The organism is Micrococcus sp. GbtcB5, assembly GCF_019091605.1.
Lineage (GTDB): Bacteria > Actinomycetota > Actinomycetes > Actinomycetales > Micrococcaceae > Micrococcus > Micrococcus luteus.
Genome location: NZ_JAGXJK010000009.1, coordinates 60,671 through 77,121, shown reverse-complemented (window position 1 = coordinate 77,121; position 16,451 = coordinate 60,671). Strand labels below are relative to the sequence as shown.

Here is a 16,451-nt window from a genome sequence, read left to right as displayed (position 1 = left end):
CTCCCGGTGCCCGGGCGGCAGGGCCGCGGCGCGTCCGGGGCCGTCAGACCATGGCCAGGGTCAGACCCGGGCGGCGCAGGATCGCGCCGACGTCCGCGAGGAAGCGCGAGCCCTGCTCGCCGTCCACGAAGCGGTGGTCGAACGAGAGGGACAGCGTCATGACGTCCCGCAGGGCGATCTCGCCGCGATGCTCCCACGGCATCCTCCGGACCTGGCCGATCGCGATGATCGCCCCCTCACCCGGGTTGATGATCGGGGTGCCCGCGTCCACGCCGAACACCCCGACGTTCGTGAGCGTGAAGGTGCCGCCGGCCAGATCCGCCGGGGACAGCCGCCCCTCGCGGGCGAGGCCCGTGAGATCGCGGATGGCGTCGGCCAGCTCCCTCAGGCTCATCGCCTGGGCGTCCTTGACGTTCGGCACCATCAGCCCGCGGGGGGTGGCGGCGGCGAAACCGAGGTTCACGAAGTTCTGCTGGACGATCGTCCCGGCGGCCTCGTCCCACCGGGCGTTGACGTCCGGGGTGCGCTCCATCGCCACGAGGCACGCCTTGGCGGCGAGCGTCATGGGCGTGAGCTTGACGTCCCGGAACTCGCGGGAGGCCTTGAGCTCGGCGAGCAGCTCCATGGTCTCGGTGACGTCCACCTGCAGGAACTCGGTCACGTGCGGGGCGGTGAACGCGGACTGCACCATGGCCGCCGCGGTCGCCTTGCGCACGCCCTTGACCGGCACGGCCTCGGTGCGCGGGCGGCCGCCCAGGGTGCGGACGCCCCCGGTCGCAGCCGACTCGGCGCCGGACTGCGGCGGCGTCGCCGCGGCCGCGGGCTGCCCGCCCCCGGCCAGGAACGCCTCGACGTCCGCGCGGGTGATGACCCCGCCCGCACCGGTGCCGGTGACCTGTTCCAGATCCACGCCCGCGCGGCGCGCGTACAGGCGCACGGGCGGAGTGCACCGGGGCCGCTCGTCCGACACCGCGCCCGACGCCGCGTCCGCGCGGGCGGGCTCGGCGGCCTCGGGCTGCGGGCGCCCGGCGCCGGCCGGGGCCGCCTCCGACGTGGACGGCGCCTGTCCGCGGGCGGGCTCGCCCACCGGGGCGGCCGACGTCGCCGGGGCCGCGGAGCCGCGCCGCGCACGGCGGCCGGGCTTGCCGGTGTCCGGCGCGGCGCCGTAGCCGACGAGGGTGGGCACGCGGCCGTCACCCTCGGCGGGCCCGCCGACGTCGGGCTCGGTGCCCTCGAGGGTGAAGGTCACCAGGGGCGCACCGACCTCGAGGGTCTCGCCCTCGGCGCCGTGCAGGGCCGCGACGACGCCCGCGAACGGGCTCGAGACCTCGACCACGGCCTTGGCCGTCTCGACGTCGGCGAGCACCTGGTTCACGCTCACCGCGTCGCCCTCGGCCACGCGCCACGTCACGATCTCGGACTCGGTCAGGCCCTCGCCGAGGTCGGGCAGGCGGAAGGTCTTCTGGCTCATCGGGTCTCCTCCCCGGCGTTCTGGGCGGCGAGGAACTGCTCGGCGGTCTCGGGGACGGCGAACGCGTCCACGGAGTCCAGCGAATTCGGTCGGCCCAGAGCACGGTCCAGGCCGTCGAGGATGCGGTCGAGGTCCGGCAGATGAAGGTGCTCGAGCTTGGACGGCGGGTAGGGCACGTCCATGCCGGTGACGCGCACCGGCGGGGCCTCGAGCCAGTGGAACGCGCGCTCGGCCACCGTGGCCACGAGCTCGGCGCCGAGGCCGCCGGTGCGGGACGCCTCGTGCGCCACGACGAGCCGGCCGGTGCGCCGCACCGAGGACTCGACGAGGCCGGTGTCCAGCGGGGACAGGCTGCGCAGGTCGACCACCTCGACCTCGACGCCCTCCTCGGCCGCCACCTCGGCGGCCTGCAGGGCGGTCTTCACGAGCGGGCCGTAGGCCACGAGCGTGGCGTCCCGGCCCTCGCGCAGGATGCGGGCGGGGCTCATCGGGGGGATCGCGACGTCCAGGTCCACGTCGCCCTTGTCGTGGTAGCGCCGCTTGGGCTCGAGGTAGACCACCGGGTCCTCCGAGGCGATCGCGGCGCGGATGAGGTCGTACCCCTCCTGCGGGGAGGACGGGGAGACCACCCGCAGGCCCGCGGTGTGCAGGAAGTAGGCCTCGGGCGACTCGGAGTGGTGCTCCGGGGAGCCGATGCCGCCGCCGAAGGGGATGCGGATGGTCACCGGCATCGGCACGGCGCCACGGGTGCGGGCGCGCAGCTTGGCCAGGTTCGCCACGATCTGGTCGAACGCGGGGTACACGAAGCCGTCGAACTGGATCTCGACGACGGGCCGGTAGCCGCGCATCGCCAGGCCGATGGCCGTGCCCACGATGCCGGACTCGGCCAGCGGGGTGTCGAGCACCCGGTCCTCGCCGAACTCGGCCTGCAGGCCGTCGGTGATGCGGAACACGCCGCCGAGGGCGCCGATGTCCTCGCCCATGAGCAGGACCTTGGGGTCGTCGGCCAGGGCACGGTGCAGACCGCGGTTGATCGCCCGGCCGAAGGTCATGCGCTCGCTCACGCGCCCGCCTCCTCGTCGTCGAACTGCTGCAGGTAGAGGACGTGCTCGCGGCGCTGCCGCTCGAGCTCCTGGTGGGGCTCGGCGTAGATCTCGTCGAAGAGCCTGTCCGCGCCGTCCTCCTCGAGCGCCTCGAGGGCACGGCGGACCTCCGCCGCCAGCTCGTCGGCCTCGGCCTGGGCCTGTGCGAGCACGGCGTCCACGTCCACATCGAGGGTGCGCAGGTGCGCCTCCACGCGGGTCAGCGGGTCACGGGCCTTCCAGGCCTCGAGCTCGGCGTCGTCCCGGTAGCGGGTGGGGTCGTCCGCGGTGGTGTGCGGGCCCATGCGGTAGGTGACGGCCTCGATGAAGGTGGGGCCGCCCCCGTCGGCCGCGCGCTCGACGGCGGCGCGGGTCGCGGCGAGCACGGCCAGGACGTCGTTGCCGTCCACGCGCATCGACGGGATGCCGAAGCCCCACGGGCGGTCCGCGATGCTGCGGCGGGTCTGCAGGCGCACGGGCTCGGAGATGGCCCAGTGGTTGTTCTGGCAGAAGAACACCACGGGCGCCTGGTAGGAGGCGCTGAAGACCATGGCCTCGTTGACGTCGCCCTGGCTCGTGGCGCCGTCGCCGAAGTAGACGATCGTGGCGACGTCCGCCTGGTCCCGCTGGACGCCCATCGCATAGCCGACGGCGTGCAGGGCCTGCGCGCCGATGATGATCTGCTGGGTGGCCACCCGCGTCTCGTTCGGGTCCCAGCTCGAGAACGTGGAGCCGCGCCACACCCGCAGCAGGTCCAGCGCGGGGACGCCGCGCAGCAGGGCCACGCCGTTCTCGCGGTAGGACGGGAAGACGAAGTCGTCCGGGCGCAGCGCGACGGCGGAGCCCACCTGGGCGGCCTCCTGGCCCAGCAGCGGCGGCCACAGGGCCAGCTCGCCCTGACGCTGCAGGTGCGTGGCCTCGACGTCGAGGCGCCGGACCACGGCCATCTGGCGGTACAGCGCGGCGAGGGCGTCGGCGTCGACGTCCTCGATCCACGGGTCGAGCTCCGGCTGCGGACGGCGGCGGCCCTCCGTGTCGAGCACCTGGAGCATCACGGCCTCGGCCGGGCCCGCCGGGGGCGGAGAGCCGGCGGACTGTCCGCCGGTGGGACGGGTGTGGTCCACGAGGGTCACTGGACTGCCTTCCGATCGACGCCCACGGTGCGGGGCGAGGGAGTTGTACGCATGCGCGAGCAGGGGTGGAGCGCGCGGCGCCTCGGTGGTGTGATTGTAATCACTTCAGTGTGATCTGCGCCACTCTCCCGGGGCCGCCGCGCGAGGGCCGGGTGTCAGGCGCGGCGCAGCAGCACGTCGACGGCGGCGTCGAGGTAGGCGTCGACCTGGCCCTCCTCGTAGCCGGCGGCACCCTCCGCCTCGCCGAACGACGCGCGGCGCACGTCGTCCGCGGTCAGCCCGCCCTCGGCGTCGGGATCCGTCGAGCCCTCCGCGCCGGCCAGGGTGACGCGCAGGCGGTCCACGAGCGCGTCCACCTGGTCCACGTCGTAGCTCACGGCGTCCGCGCGGGAGGGGCGGCGGAAGCGCTCCGCCGGGGCCCGGTCGGCGCGGGCCACGAGCTCGGCCACGCGCTCCTCGAGGTCTGCGGCCCAGTCCTCGTCCCCGCGCTCGGCGACGAAGGCCTGACGCTCGGCGGCGGCCAGCTCCTCCTCGAGGCGGTCCAGCTCGTCGTCCACCTCGTCCGTGGCGTAGCCGCCGTTGACGGTCGCGAAGCGGGCCTGGCGCACCTCCTCCGCCGTCAGCGGGGCACCGCCGTCGCGCGCCTCACGGGCACGCGCCATGAAGGCGTCCACGTGGGTGGTCTCGTAGCCGATCTCGTCCTGCTCGACGAGCTCGAAGACCGGCTCGGCGTCCGGGGTGGTGCGGGGGGTCATGGGCGTCTCCTGCGGTGTGAGTCCCGGACGTGCCGGGTCGAGGGGTGGATCAGGTCAGGGGCAGCGCCAGCACGGTGTAGGCCACCGGCGCGGCGAACACGAGGGAGTCCAGGCGGTCCATCACGCCGCCGTGGCCGGGCAGGGCGGAGGACATGTCCTTGATGCCGAGCTCACGCTTGACCATGGACTCGGAGAAGTCCCCCGAGGTGGCGGCGGCGACGATGGTCACGCCGAGGACGGCGCCGACCCACCACGGCTGGCCGACCAGCACGGGGACGGCGACGACGCCCACCAGCACCGAGCCCGCCAGGGAGCCGGCCAGGCCCTCCCAGGACTTCTTGGGGCTGATGCGCGGGGCGATCGGGGTGCGGCCGAAGCGGTAGCCCACGATGTAGCCGAACGTGTCGTTGGAGACCACCATCAGCAACAGGACCGCCACCATGCGGTGCCCCAGCGGCTCGTCCAGGAGCGCCGCGGCGAAGGAGAGCAGGAACGGCGCCCACAGCACGATGAACACGCCCGCGAGCATGAACTGGCCCGCCGGGCGCCGGCGCGTCAGCGCCGTCCACACGGCCACCAGGGCCAGGCACGCCACGAGGGCGACGAACAGCGCGGGCACCCCCCACCGCCACGCCGTGAGCGGCAGGACCGCCGCAGCCACCCAGAGCGGGGGCCGCGGCACGTCCAGGCCGATGCCGCGTACCGCCGTCGCGATCTCGGACACCGCGCCGACCAGCAGGGCGACCACGAGGAGGACCAGCAGCCAGTCGAGCCAGAAGAGGCCGACCAGGGCCGTCGCCAGCAGCCCCACCCCCACGAGGACGGCGGACTTGAGGTCGCGGCCGCCGCGCGGGGGTGCGGGCGAGGTGGGCACGGCGGCGGTCATGGGACGAGCGCGGACGGCGGGAGGCTCAGACCTCCAGCAGCTCCTGCTCCTTGTTCTTGGCCATCTCGTCGATGAGCTCGACGTGGCGCTTGGTGAGCGCGTCCAGCTCCTTCTCGCCGCGGGCGCCCTCGTCCTCGCCGACCTCGCCGTCCTTGACGGCCTTGTCCATGGCCTCCTTGGCCTTGCGGCGGGCGTTGCGCACGGAGATCTTGTGCTCCTCCGCCTTGGACTTGACCAGCTTCACGTACTCCTTGCGGCGCTCCGCGGTCAGCTCCGGCATCACGATGCGGATGACCTTGCCGTCGTTGGACGGGTTCGCGCCGACCTCGGACTCGGACAGGGCCTTCTCGATGTTGCGCAGCGCCGACTGGTCGAACGGCGTGATGAGCAGCGTGCGGGCGTCCGTGGTGGTGAAGGACGCCAGCTGCTGCAGCGGGGTGAACGAGCCGTAGTAGTCGACCATCACCTTGGAGTAGAGGCCCGGGTTGGCGCGGCCGGTGCGCACGGTGGCGAAGTCCTCACGCGTGGCCTCGATGGTGCGGTCCATCTGCTCTTCGGCGGACTGCAGGGTCTCCTGGATCACGGTGTCTCCTCGGTGTGGTGGATCAGGTCTGCCGCCATCCTACGCGGCGGGCCTCAGACGGTGACGGTGGTGCCGATCGGCTCGCCGAGCAGGGCGCGGGTCACGTTGCCCGGGCCCTCCATGCCGAACACGCGCATGTCCAGGTCGTTGTCCTTGCACATGGTCATGGCGGTCAGGTCCATCACGCGGATGTTCCGCAGCAGCGCCTCATCGTAGGTCAGGTGCGTGAGGCGCTCGGCGGTGGGGTCCTTCTTGGGGTCCGCGGTGTAGACGCCGTCCACGCCGGACTTGGCCATCAGGACCTCGTCCGCCCCGACCTCCAGGGCGCGCTGGGCCGCCACGGTGTCCGTGGAGAAGTAGGGCAGGCCGGTGCCGGCGCCGAAGATCACGACGCGGCCCTTCTGCATGTGGCGGATGGCGCGCAGCGGGATGTAGGACTCCGCCACCTGCTCCATGTGGATGGCGGACTGCACGCGCGTGGTGACCCCGGCCTGGATGAGGAAGTCCTGCAGGGCCAGGCAGTTCATCACGGTGCCGAGCATGCCCATGTAGTCGGCCCGACGGCGGTCCATCCCGTTCTCGGACAGCTCCGCGCCACGAAAGAAGTTGCCGCCGCCGACGACGATCGCGATCTCCACCTGGTCCGCCGCGGCGGCGATCTGCTCGGCGATGCCGCGGACGGTCTCCGGGTCCACGCCGATCTTGCCGCCGCCGAACACCTCGCCCGAGAGCTTGAGGAGCACGCGACGGCGGCCGGTGTCGTCCGAGGTCTGCGGGGCGTGGGCGGTGGTCGGGTCCTCGGGGGCGCGGTTCGTCTCCATGGGAAGCATCTCCTGGTCGGTGGGGGGTCGGGCCGGGGACGGCCGTCCCGGGGGCGGACACGCGGACGGGGTGGCCGCCCGGTCGGGGCGGCCACCCCGTCATGCGATGGTCGTCGGCGCCATCCGGCGCCGGAGTGGACCTCGGGTCGCTCCCGATCCTACGCCCCCGCGGGGCGTGGACCGGGAGCGGCCGGTCCGGGTGCGGCGGTCAGTTGCCGACGCGGAAGCGGGCGAACCCGGTGACGTTGGTGCCGGCGTCGGAGGCGACCTTGCCGACGGTCTGCTTCGGGTCCTTCGCGAACGGCTGGTCCACGAGCACGATCTCCTTGAAGAAGCCGGTCAGGCGGCCCTCCACGATCTTCGGCAGGGCCTGCTCCGGCTTGCCCTCGGCACGGGCGGTCTCATCGGCGATGCGACGCTCGTTCTCGACGGTCTCGGCCGGCACGTCCTCACGGGTGAGGTACGTGGGCGAGTAGGCCGCGGTGTGCACGGCGATGTCGTGCGCGGCGGTCTTGGCCTCGGCGGAGTCGGCGTCCACGGCGAGGAGCACGCCCACCTGGGCCGGCAGGTCCTTGGAGGTCTTGTGCAGGTAGGCGTCCACGTAGGCGCCCTCCACGCGGGCCAGGCGGCGCACGGCCACCTTCTCGCCCAGCAGGGCGCCCTCCTCGGTCACGTAGTCGCCCAGGGTGCGGCCCTCGTAGTCGAAGGCCAGCAGGGTCTCGACGTCGGTGGCGCCGGAGGCGACGGCGGCGCGCAGCACCACGTCGCCCAGGGCGATGAACTTGTCGGCCTTGGCCACGAAGTCGGTCTCGCAGTTGAGCTCGATCATGACGCCGACGCCGTTCTCGACGGTCGCGGCCACGAGGCCCTCGGCGGCGGAGCGGCCCTCGCGCTTGGTGGCGCCCTTGAGGCCCTTCACGCGGATGATCTCGATGGCCTTCTCGGCGTCGCCGTCGGCCTCGTCCAGAGCCTTCTTCACGTCCATCATGCCGGCGCCGGTGCGCTCGCGCAGGGCCTTGATGTCAGCAGCGGTGTAGTTCGCCATGCTCGTTCGGTCCTTCCCGTGGTGTGGGTTGTGCGGGATGTTCGGGGTCTGAACCGGCCCGTCGGCCCGGCCGGGTGGGGCCAGGCCGACGGACCGGCAGGGATCACTCGCCCTGCGGGGCGGCCTCGGCGGCGGGGGCCTCGGCCGGCTCGGCCGGCGCCTCGGCGGCAGGGGCCTCGGTCTGCTCGGCCGGCGCCTCGGCGGCGGGGGCCTCGGCCTGCTCGGCCTGCTGGGCGTTGTGCTGCTCGAGCAGCTCGCGCTCCCACTCGGCCATCGGCTCGGCGGCCGCCTGGCCGGACTTGCCGCCCTGGCGGGCGATCAGGCCCTCGGCGACGGCGTCCGCGACCACGCGGGTCAGCAGGTTCACGGAGCGGATGGCGTCGTCGTTGCCCGGGATCGGGTAGGCGACCTCATCCGGATCGCAGTTGGTGTCCAGGATGGCGACGACCGGGATGCCGAGCTTCTGGGCCTCGTCGACGGCCAGGTGCTCCTTCTTGGTGTCCACGACCCACACGGCGGAGGGGGTCTTGGCCATGTTGCGGATGCCGCCGAGGTTGGCCTGCAGCTTCTCGAGCTCACGGTTGAGCAGCAGCAGCTCCTTCTTGGTGAACTGCGAGCCGGCCACGTCCTCGAAGTCGATCTCCTCGAGCTCCTTCATGCGCTGCACGCGCTTGGAGACGGTGGAGAAGTTGGTCAGCATGCCGCCGAGCCAGCGGTGGTTCACGTAGGGCATGCCCACGCGGCCGGCCTGCTCCGCGATGGCCTCCTGGGCCTGCTTCTTGGTGCCGACGAACAGGATGGTGCCGCCGTGGGCGACGGTCTCCTTGACGAACTCGTAGGCGCGGTCGATGTAGGACAGCGACTGCTGGAGGTCGATGATGTAGATGCCGTTGCGCTCGGTGAAGATGAAGCGCTTCATCTTGGGGTTCCAGCGGCGGGTCTGGTGGCCGAAGTGGACACCGGAGTCGAGGAGCTGGCGCATGGTCACGACGGGCATGACGTTCCCTTCTGTGGCAGCCGTGGCACCCCGCGCTTCACGCGCGGGCGGTCTGCCGGTCGATTTCTTGACGGTTGGCGGCCGGCCCGGTCGGGCGGCCCCTGGCATCACGACGGCGGACTGCCGGGCCCCACGAGCACCCGCGCCGACGTCCTCTCCAGGAGGACGGCGGGGACGGGACCGAGCGTGGGGGCTGGGCCGCTGAAGCGACCCACCGCGATGCGCGGAGTCGGCGTCCGGGGCACAGCACAGGGCCGGCCACAGAACACCGCTGAGGTGAATCCTACCCCAGGTGGGCGCCCGCTCCCATCGCCGACTCCTGCACAGGGGCCGGTGCGGCGGGCGCTCTCCACGATCGGACTGCGGGCCTGCCACGCGGCCGCCCGGAACGCCAGGCTGACGCCATGACCCCTCGTACGCTCCTCCCCCGTCCGCTCCCGCGTCCGCGCCTCGTGGGGTGCGTCGCGGCAGCCCTGCTCGCCTGGCTCCTCCTCGCCCTGGGGATGGGCGGCCTCGACCCCGTGTCGCGGGCCGCGACCGGACCATCGGGGGGCGAGGCGCGGCTCCTCGTCGCGACGTCCCCGGCAGGTCCGGGCACGACGGCCGCGCCGGTCGCGTGGCACCCGCCCGTCGCCGGAGCCGCCCCGGATGACGTGCTCCGCGCGTTCGTCGCTCCCGAGCGACCGTGGAGTCGGGGGCACCGGGGCGTGGACCTCGCCGTGCCCTCCGGGGCTCCGATACAGGCACCGGCGGCCGGCCGGGTCGTGTTCGCCGGGGTCGTGGTCGACCGCCCCGTGCTGACCCTCGAGCATGCGGACGGGACGTACAGCTCCCTCGAGCCGGTGGAGGCCGACGTCGCGGTGGGGGCCGTGGTCGACGCGGGCGACCCCGTGGGGCGGCTGGCCGGGACGCCGCCCCACTGCCCGCGGGCGTGCGTGCACTGGGGCGTGCGGGAGCCCGATGGCTGGCGGGTGGGGGACGCGGCCTTCGACCGCTACCTCGACCCGCTGGTGCTCATCGGCTGGAGCGGCCCATCCGTGCTCTGGCCGCACGCCGCTCCGCGCCCAGCGCGGCCGTGAGGTCCAGGAGTCGGCGGGCGGACTCGTCCCAGCTGAACCGGGCCGCCTGGGCGACGCTCGCCCGGGAGGCCGCGGCGAACTCGGCAGGGTCCTCGAGCTCCCGCACACGGGCCGCGAGCGCGGCCGCCCGGTCCCCCTCGAGCGGGACACCCCGGAAGGACGGGGTGCCCGCGCCGGCGATCTCGCGGAAGATCGGCAGGTCCGAGCACACCACCGGCGTGCCATGGGCCATCGCCTCGGCCACCGGCAGGCCGAAGCCCTCAGCGCGGGAGAGGGTGACGGCCGCGGTGGCCCGGCGGAGCAGGCGCACGTACTCGGCCTCGTCGGTGCCGTCGTGGAACACCACGTCTGCGCCGGCGGCCCCCGCGGCGGCGCGACACTCGGCCAGCCGGGCCTCCAGCTGTTCGCGGCGCTCCGGGCTGATGCGGGAGAGCAGGTGCAGCGTGTAGCCCGGCAGCAGGGGCGCGGCGGCCACGAGGGACTCGACGTCCTTGTAGTCCATGAACGAGCCCATGTAGAGCAGCGTGCGGTCCGGGGTCTCGTCCGGGTCCCGCGACTCCGGGACCGCCTGCGCCGCATTGGCGATGACGTGGACCGGACGCCGGGTGAGGCGGTGCCGGGCGATGAGCTCCGCCGTCGTCCGGGAGACCGTGGCGACCGCGTCCGCGCGGTCGAGCAGGAGCCGCTGCGGGGTCTTGGTCAGGTGGTAGGCCCGCCAGAGCCAGCGGATCGGTTCGGGCAGGTTCCGTGGCGGGGTGCGGTGCTCGTAGTAGATGAGGTCGTGGAGCGTGAGGATCAGGGCGTAGTCCCGCCCCCACGACCCCATGGTCTGCATGGGCGAGAAGACGACGTCCGGTCGCAGGCGCGCGACCTGACGGGCCACGAACGGCTCGCGTGGGGAGGTGGGGCCGGAGACGAGGTGCCACGGCACGCCGTCCGGGAGCAGGGCCAGCTGTCGTTCGTCCGAGATCAGCATCGCGACCTCGACGTCGGCCCCCGCCGGGCCCGGTGCGGCGGCCCGGCGGGCGGCCGCCTCGATGAGGCTCGCGCCGTAGCGGGAGATGCCGTCGTGGAAGTCGGTGCGGGTGTAGCGGGCGTCCATCAGCAGGCGCAGGGGGCGGGAAGGGCTCACCCGGACCACGCTAGCGCCGCGCCGGAGAGGGGCGGGGACAGCCGCGCGGAGGGTGCCGAGCGGGGGGTGTCGAGCACCGTGCGGCCACCTGGGCGTCATCCGAATTTCTGATTGCGTTTCGATAACGATCGTGTATCTTGATCACGGATCGGTTACGGCTGGTCCGCCACACCGGGGCTTCCTCCGCATCCTCGCGTACCCGGTCATCCGCACTGCTCGTCAACTCGCACCCGCGGTCCGGCCTCGTTCCGGGCACCGCCCCGAGGCACCACCCTCACGGGCCGCAGGTCCTGTCCGGGAAGAAGATCTGATGTCTGTGACCTCCCCGCACGCCGCCGCGCGTCGCGCCCCCCGCACCGCCGCCGCCTCCGTGGCGCTCGCCCTGGGCGCCGCCGCCCTGACCGGCGTCGGCACCGTGTCCGTCGCCGAGACCGCCCAGGCCGCCGAGACCACCTACACCGTCCGCTCCGGCGACGGCTGGTGGATCATCGCCCAGCGCACCGGCGTCTCCATGTCCACGCTGCAGTCGCTCAACGGCATGAGCGCCGCGACCGTGCTGCACCCCGGCATGGTCCTCAAGACCTCCGGCACCGCCACCCCGGCCCCGGCCCCGGCCCCGGCGCCGTCCACCTCGGGCTCGACCTACACCGTGCTGGCCGGCGACGGCTGGTGGATCATCTCCTACCGCACGGGGGTGTCCGCCTCGATCCTGCAGTCCATCAACGGCATGACCTCCTCGACCATGCTCCACCCGGGGATGGTCCTGAAGACCACCTCGGTCTCCACCTCCAGCGCCCCCGCCCCCGCCCCTGCGTCGGCGCCCGCGTCCAAGCAGGCCGCCGTCGACTACGTGCGCGCCGCCGTCCGGAACCCGTCCTCCTATTACGCGTGGGGCGGCAACGGCCCCTCCGGCTTCGACTGCTCCGGCCTCACCCAGCAGGCCATGGCCCAGGCCGGCATCTCCATCCCGCGCCGCGCCGGCGACCAGTACCTCGCCGCGAAGTCCTACGTGCCGATCTCCCAGGCCCAGCCCGGCGACCTCGTGTTCTACGCGAACCAGTCCACCGGCCGCATCTACCACGTGGCCATGTACATGGGCGGCGGCCAGCTCGCCCACGCCCTCAACGAGGACGCGGGCCTGGTGTTCACCTCCACGACGATCATGAAGTCCGACATGCTCGCGGTGGCCGCCCGCTACTGAGCACCGGCACGACGACGGCCCCCGGCCCGCGCCATACCGCGCGGCCGGGGGCCGTTCCTCGTAGGGCGTGCGGGACTTGAACCCGCGACCCAGGGATTATGAGTCCCCTGCTCTGACCGACTGAGCTAACGCCCCTCCCCCGCGGCATCGCGCGGGACCCGCCCATCCTACCGACGGGTCTCAGAGCAGCGCGCGGACCTCGGCGGCCGTCGCGCCGCGGTAGAGGCGCTCGAAGATGTCCACCGTCTTCTGGGCGGAATGGTGCAGGGCCTTCGCGTGGGACGCCTCGCCCATGGCGGCGCGCTCCGCGTCCGAGAGGTCGAGGATCCGGGCGATCCGCTCGGCCAGGGCCACGTGGTCCCCGGGCGGGAAGAGGTGGCCGTTGACGCCCTCGTCCACGAGGTGGGGCAACGCGAGGGCGTCCGCGAGGACCACCGGGGTGGACGCGCTGAGCGCCTCGAGGGTCACGAGGGACTGCAGCTCCGCCGTGCCCGGCTGGCAGAACACGTCGGCGCGCAGGTAGGCCGCCCGCAGCTCCTCCTCGGAGACGTGGCCGCGCAGCAGGACGCGGTCGGCCGCCCCCTCCTCGTCCACCGTGGCACGGATGCGGTCGCGCTGCTCGCCGTCGCCGACGATCTCGGCGTGCACGTCCAGGTCGGGGCGGGTGCGGGCCAGGTGCGCGATCGCACGGATCAGCACCTCCACGTTCTTCTCCACGGCCAGCCGCCCCACGAAGAGCACGACCGGATGGCCGGGATGGTCCACCTTCTCCCCCGGCTGCAGCTCGTAGGCGCTCGCGTCGATGCCGTTGGAGACCGGGAGGACGTTGTCCAGGCCGGCGTGCTCGGCCATGGCCTGCGCGGCGAGGGCCGTGGGGGTGGTGACGACCGCGCCCTTGCCCATGAGCCGACCCATGTCCTTCCACGACACCCGGGAGACGATGTCCAGGAACCACTGCGGGAACGGCAGGAACGGCTCGAGGTTCTCCGGCATGAAGTGGTTCGTGGAGACGATCCGGATGCGGCGCCGCTCGGCCTCGTTGATGGCGGCCTCGCCGATCATGTAGTGGCACTGGGCGTGCACGACGTCCGGCTGGACCTCGCGGTAGATGCGGCGGAAGGAGGTCTTGGCGTGCCGCGGGAGCACCACGCGGTAGTACTCGTGCGTGGGCGCCGGCAGGGAGCGCAGCAGGTGCACGGTGGCCTCCGGCCGGTGCTCCACGGTGTCCGGGCCGGCCTCGCTGCGCGGCATCACGACGTGGACCTCGTGGCCGCGCGCGTGCAGTGCCGTGGCGAGGCGGTGGCCGAAGGTGGCGGCCCCGTTGACGTGCGGCGGATAGGTGTCAGCAGCGATCAGCACCTTCAGGGGGCGGTCGGCGGCGATCCCGGGACGGTCGGACACGGCGGTCCCTCTCTGTGGTGGCGATGGCACGACGGCGCCCGGCCCGTGCCGTGCGGATCGGCCGCGGGCACGGCGCGCGTCCCACGGTAGCAACCGTCGGCGCCGGCACGACCATGCGCCGGGGTCAGCCCCGGCGGGACGGATGCTCGCGCGGGTCCTGACCGTCCGCCCGCAGGCCGCGGGCCTTGCCCACCGCGCGCACGAGGTAGTCCCCCGCGGCGAGGATGTGCAGCAGGCAACCGGCGCCGACCAGAGCCAGGGCCACGCCGCTCCACGGGCCGCCGTCGACCCCCGGCACACGGGCGAGCAGCAGCAGGGGCGTGCCCACCAGCAGCAGCGCGGTGCGCACCTTGCCCAGGACCGTGACCGGCAGATCCGGGCTGCCGCCGAACAGCCACAGGCACACGGCGGCGAGCACGAGGTCCGGGATCGCGATGGCCAGGGCGAGCCAGAGCGGGGCGATGCCGGTGGCCACGAACGTCACGGCCACCACCAGCAGGGAGAGGCGGTCCGCCACCGGGTCGAGCCACCGCCCGACCGTGGAGATCATGTCGAACCGGCGCGCCACGTAGCCGTCCACCCAGTCCGTGCCGGAGAGCACCGCCAGGATCACGAACGCGTCCAGGTGCCGGCCGTCGACGGTGAGCCACACGAACACCGGGACCAGGGCGAAGCGGGCCAGGGTGATGAGGTTCGGCACGGTCAGCCAGGTGTCGCGGACGCGGTACTCGTGGCCCTCGCGCAGGCCGACGTCGATCACACGCATGGGTCGCTCCTCCAGGGTCCGCGGGCGGACGCCCCCGCCGGGCGCCCCACACGCCCAGCCTACCGACGCCGTCGCCCCTCCCCGCAGACGACGAGGCCCCGATCCGTGGGGATCGGGGCCTCGGGGGCTGGGGAGGGCGGGCGCCCTCGGATCAGCGGCGGCGCAGGCGGCCGGCGAGCGCCACGAACGCGGCGGAGGAGGCGCCGAGCAGCGCGAGCGGCTGCCAGTGGTCCTTCACGTAGTCCTCGGCCTCGGCGGTCCGCTCCCCCGCGCGGGCGGCACCGGTGAACGGCGCGGTCTGCTCGGTGGCGTGCGTGGTCTCGGGGGTGACGCCGCGACCCTTGCGCTGGGCGGCGAAGGCCGCGAGCTGGCCCTTCACGCTGGTCTTCTCGTCCAGGCCGGAGCGGATGTCGCCCAGGTGGCGGCGGCGCAGGTCGGCACGGCGACGGATCTCGGCCTCGGTGGCGTCGTCGCGGTCCGGGTGGGGAGCGGCCTCGCCGTTCTTGCGGGCCTTCTTGTTCTCCTCCTTCTCCACCTTCTTCCGCTCGGCCTCACGGGCGGCCTCGACACGCTTGGCCTCGGCGCGCTCCGCCTTGAGGCGGTCGTACTCGGCCGGGTCGAAGGCGTTGCCCTCCTTGAGGTAGCCGAGGTCGTACTCGAGGTTGCGCACGGTCTCCTGCGGCACGAGCGGCATGGCGCCCTTGACCATCACGAGGCCGACGCCGGCGAAGATCAGGCCGAGCACGAGAAACGCGAGCGCCACCATGAGCGCCGGGAACCAGAAGCTCGGGTCGGCGAAGGCGCCGACCAACGTCACCACGAGGGCGACCACCATGAGCGCGAGGAAGAACAGGCCCACCACCGCGACGCCGGCGCCGATGCCGGCCTTCTTGCCCTTCGCGGCCACGTGTCCCTTGGCGAGCGCGAGCTCGTCCTTCATCTGCAGGGGCAACAGGCGCACGACGGCGCCGAGCAGGTCGGTCAGCGAGCTCGCGCGGGTCTGCGGGGTCACCGGGACGGCGGTCCGCGGCGCGCGGGCCTTCGACGCATCGGCGGGGGGAGCCTGGTGGGACATGGTGCATGCCTTCCGTGGAGTGCCTGGACAGATGCGCCCGGGCGGCGCGGCGGCCACCGGGCATTCTCGAGCAAAACTATCACCGGCCCGCCCCCAGGGGGACGGGCCGGGTGCGCGCGGTGGCGGCTGGATCAGAAGTCGATGACCGCCGGGTCGGGGCCGAGGCGGCCGTCCTCGCGGTCGAGGGCGTCGATCCGGGCGACGTCGTCGGCGGTCAGCTCCACCCCCGCGGCCTCGAGGTTCGAGACGATGCGCTCGGGCGTCACGGACTTGGGGATGACCACGAAGCCCTGGGCGAGGTGCCACGCGATGACCACCTGGGCCGGCGTCGCGCCGCGGACCTCGGCGATCTCCGTGACCACGGGATCGGCGAGGAGGTCGCCGCCCTGACCGAGCGGGGACCAGGACTCGTGGACGATGCCGTGGCGGCCCTCGACCTCGCGCAGCTCGCGCTGCTGCCAGTACGGGTGGGTCTCGACCTGGTGGATCGCGGGCACCACACCGGTGGCCTCGATGATCTCCTCGAGCTGGGCGGCCGGGAAGTTGGAGACGCCGATCGAACGCACCTTGCCCTGCTTCTGCGCCTCGATCAGGGCCTTCCAGGTGTCCACGTACTTCCCCTGCGCAGGCTTGGCCCAGTGGATGAGGTAGAGGTCGACGTAGTCGGTGCCGAGCTTGTCGAGCGAGGCGTCGAGGGCGGCGAGCGCCTCCTCGTAGCCCTGGTCCGAGTTCCACACCTTGGTGGTGAGGAACAGCTCCTCGCGGGCGACACCGGACGCGGCGATGCCGCGGCCCACGCCCTCCTCGTTCCCGTAGATCGCGGCGGTGTCGATGTGGCGGTAGCCGGCGCGGATCGCCTGCTCGACGACGTCGGCGGCGACGTCGTCCTCGACCTGCCACACGCCGAGCCCGAGCTGCGGGATCTGCTGGCCGTCGTGGAAGGGGACGGTGGGCACACTGGTCATGAGGGAGCTCCTGCAAGGTCGGGGTCGGGCGGATGCGTCGGATGCAACCGCGCGCGGGC

General features: G+C 73.3%; 16 protein-coding genes and 1 tRNA gene. 2 read left to right on the top strand and 15 right to left on the bottom strand.

The annotated features are described in order from the left end of the window. Positions 1 to 43 precede the first annotated feature (43 nt). From KVS67_RS04885 to rpsB, 9 genes are all read right to left on the bottom strand, one after another. Positions 44 to 1,471 (bottom strand): dihydrolipoamide acetyltransferase family protein, encoded by a 1,428-nt coding sequence (locus tag KVS67_RS04885; protein ID WP_217564819.1) that lies wholly within the window; start codon positions 1,469 to 1,471, stop codon positions 44 to 46. After that, positions 1,468 to 2,523: an alpha-ketoacid dehydrogenase subunit beta gene (locus KVS67_RS04880; RefSeq protein WP_052007009.1), complete on the bottom strand. Its 1,056-nt coding sequence runs from the start codon at positions 2,521 to 2,523 to the stop codon at positions 1,468 to 1,470. Before KVS67_RS04880 ends, KVS67_RS04885 begins: the two co-directional genes overlap by 4 nt. Positions 2,524 to 2,531: 8 nt before the next feature. After that, a complete protein-coding gene (gene pdhA, locus KVS67_RS04875) occupies positions 2,532 to 3,686 on the bottom strand; it encodes a pyruvate dehydrogenase (acetyl-transferring) E1 component subunit alpha (RefSeq protein ID WP_217564817.1) in 1,155 nt (384 codons plus the stop codon). 155 nt (positions 3,687 to 3,841) lie between these two features. Next, the gene (locus KVS67_RS04870; protein ID WP_136940025.1) at positions 3,842 to 4,441 is read right to left on the bottom strand and encodes a DivIVA domain-containing protein; all 600 of its coding nucleotides are present in this window, start codon (positions 4,439 to 4,441) and stop codon (positions 3,842 to 3,844) included. 49 nt (positions 4,442 to 4,490) lie between these two features. Further along, a complete protein-coding gene (locus KVS67_RS04865) occupies positions 4,491 to 5,327 on the bottom strand; it encodes a phosphatidate cytidylyltransferase (protein WP_217564815.1) in 837 nt (278 codons plus the stop codon). Positions 5,328 to 5,352: 25 nt separating this feature from the next. Further along, positions 5,353 to 5,910, bottom strand: coding sequence for a ribosome recycling factor (frr, locus tag KVS67_RS04860; RefSeq protein ID WP_217564807.1), 558 nt, complete (start codon positions 5,908 to 5,910; stop codon positions 5,353 to 5,355). 53 nt (positions 5,911 to 5,963) lie between these two features. Further along, positions 5,964 to 6,731 (bottom strand): UMP kinase, encoded by a 768-nt coding sequence (gene pyrH / locus KVS67_RS04855; RefSeq protein WP_002857706.1) that lies wholly within the window; start codon positions 6,729 to 6,731, stop codon positions 5,964 to 5,966. A 208-nt stretch (positions 6,732 to 6,939) separates the two neighbouring features. Beyond that, a complete protein-coding gene (tsf, locus tag KVS67_RS04850; protein ID WP_217564799.1) occupies positions 6,940 to 7,776 on the bottom strand; it encodes a translation elongation factor Ts in 837 nt (278 codons plus the stop codon). Between the two features lie 103 nt (positions 7,777 to 7,879). Beyond that, positions 7,880 to 8,773 (bottom strand): 30S ribosomal protein S2, encoded by an 894-nt coding sequence (gene rpsB / locus KVS67_RS04845; RefSeq protein WP_063190281.1) that lies wholly within the window; start codon positions 8,771 to 8,773, stop codon positions 7,880 to 7,882. A gap of 404 nt (positions 8,774 to 9,177) precedes the next feature. Between rpsB and KVS67_RS04840 the strand changes: the two genes are divergently transcribed. Further along, positions 9,178 to 9,852: a murein hydrolase activator EnvC gene (locus KVS67_RS04840; protein WP_063190280.1), complete on the top strand. Its 675-nt coding sequence runs from the start codon at positions 9,178 to 9,180 to the stop codon at positions 9,850 to 9,852. Here the strand turns inward: KVS67_RS04840 and KVS67_RS04835 are convergent. Continuing rightward, a complete protein-coding gene (locus KVS67_RS04835) occupies positions 9,788 to 10,984 on the bottom strand; it encodes a glycosyltransferase (RefSeq protein ID WP_217564796.1) in 1,197 nt (398 codons plus the stop codon). The genes KVS67_RS04840 and KVS67_RS04835 overlap by 65 nt on opposite strands. A 310-nt stretch (positions 10,985 to 11,294) precedes the next feature. Between KVS67_RS04835 and KVS67_RS04830 the strand changes: the two genes are divergently transcribed. Further along, positions 11,295 to 12,185, top strand: coding sequence for a C40 family peptidase (locus KVS67_RS04830; protein WP_217564795.1), 891 nt, complete (start codon positions 11,295 to 11,297; stop codon positions 12,183 to 12,185). A 61-nt stretch (positions 12,186 to 12,246) separates the two neighbouring features. Here the strand turns inward: KVS67_RS04830 and KVS67_RS04825 are convergent. The 5 genes from KVS67_RS04825 to KVS67_RS04805 form a co-directional block, all read right to left on the bottom strand. Then, positions 12,247 to 12,320 (bottom strand) — tRNA-Ile (locus KVS67_RS04825). A gap of 45 nt (positions 12,321 to 12,365) precedes the next feature. Further along, positions 12,366 to 13,586, bottom strand: a complete 1,221-nt coding sequence (locus KVS67_RS04820; protein WP_095695491.1) for a glycosyltransferase — start codon at positions 13,584 to 13,586, stop codon at positions 12,366 to 12,368. 124 nt (positions 13,587 to 13,710) lie between these two features. Then, positions 13,711 to 14,352 carry a CDP-alcohol phosphatidyltransferase family protein gene (locus KVS67_RS04815; RefSeq protein WP_020624488.1) on the bottom strand — a complete coding sequence of 214 codons (642 nt, stop codon included), beginning with the start codon at positions 14,350 to 14,352 and terminating at the stop codon, positions 13,711 to 13,713. Positions 14,353 to 14,503: 151 nt separating this feature from the next. Then, complete coding sequence (locus KVS67_RS04810; RefSeq protein ID WP_217564794.1) at positions 14,504 to 15,427, bottom strand: phage holin family protein; 924 nt, start codon at positions 15,425 to 15,427, stop codon at positions 14,504 to 14,506. 131 nt (positions 15,428 to 15,558) lie between these two features. Next, positions 15,559 to 16,392: an aldo/keto reductase gene (locus KVS67_RS04805; protein WP_060973449.1), complete on the bottom strand. Its 834-nt coding sequence runs from the start codon at positions 16,390 to 16,392 to the stop codon at positions 15,559 to 15,561. Positions 16,393 to 16,451 lie beyond the last annotated feature (59 nt).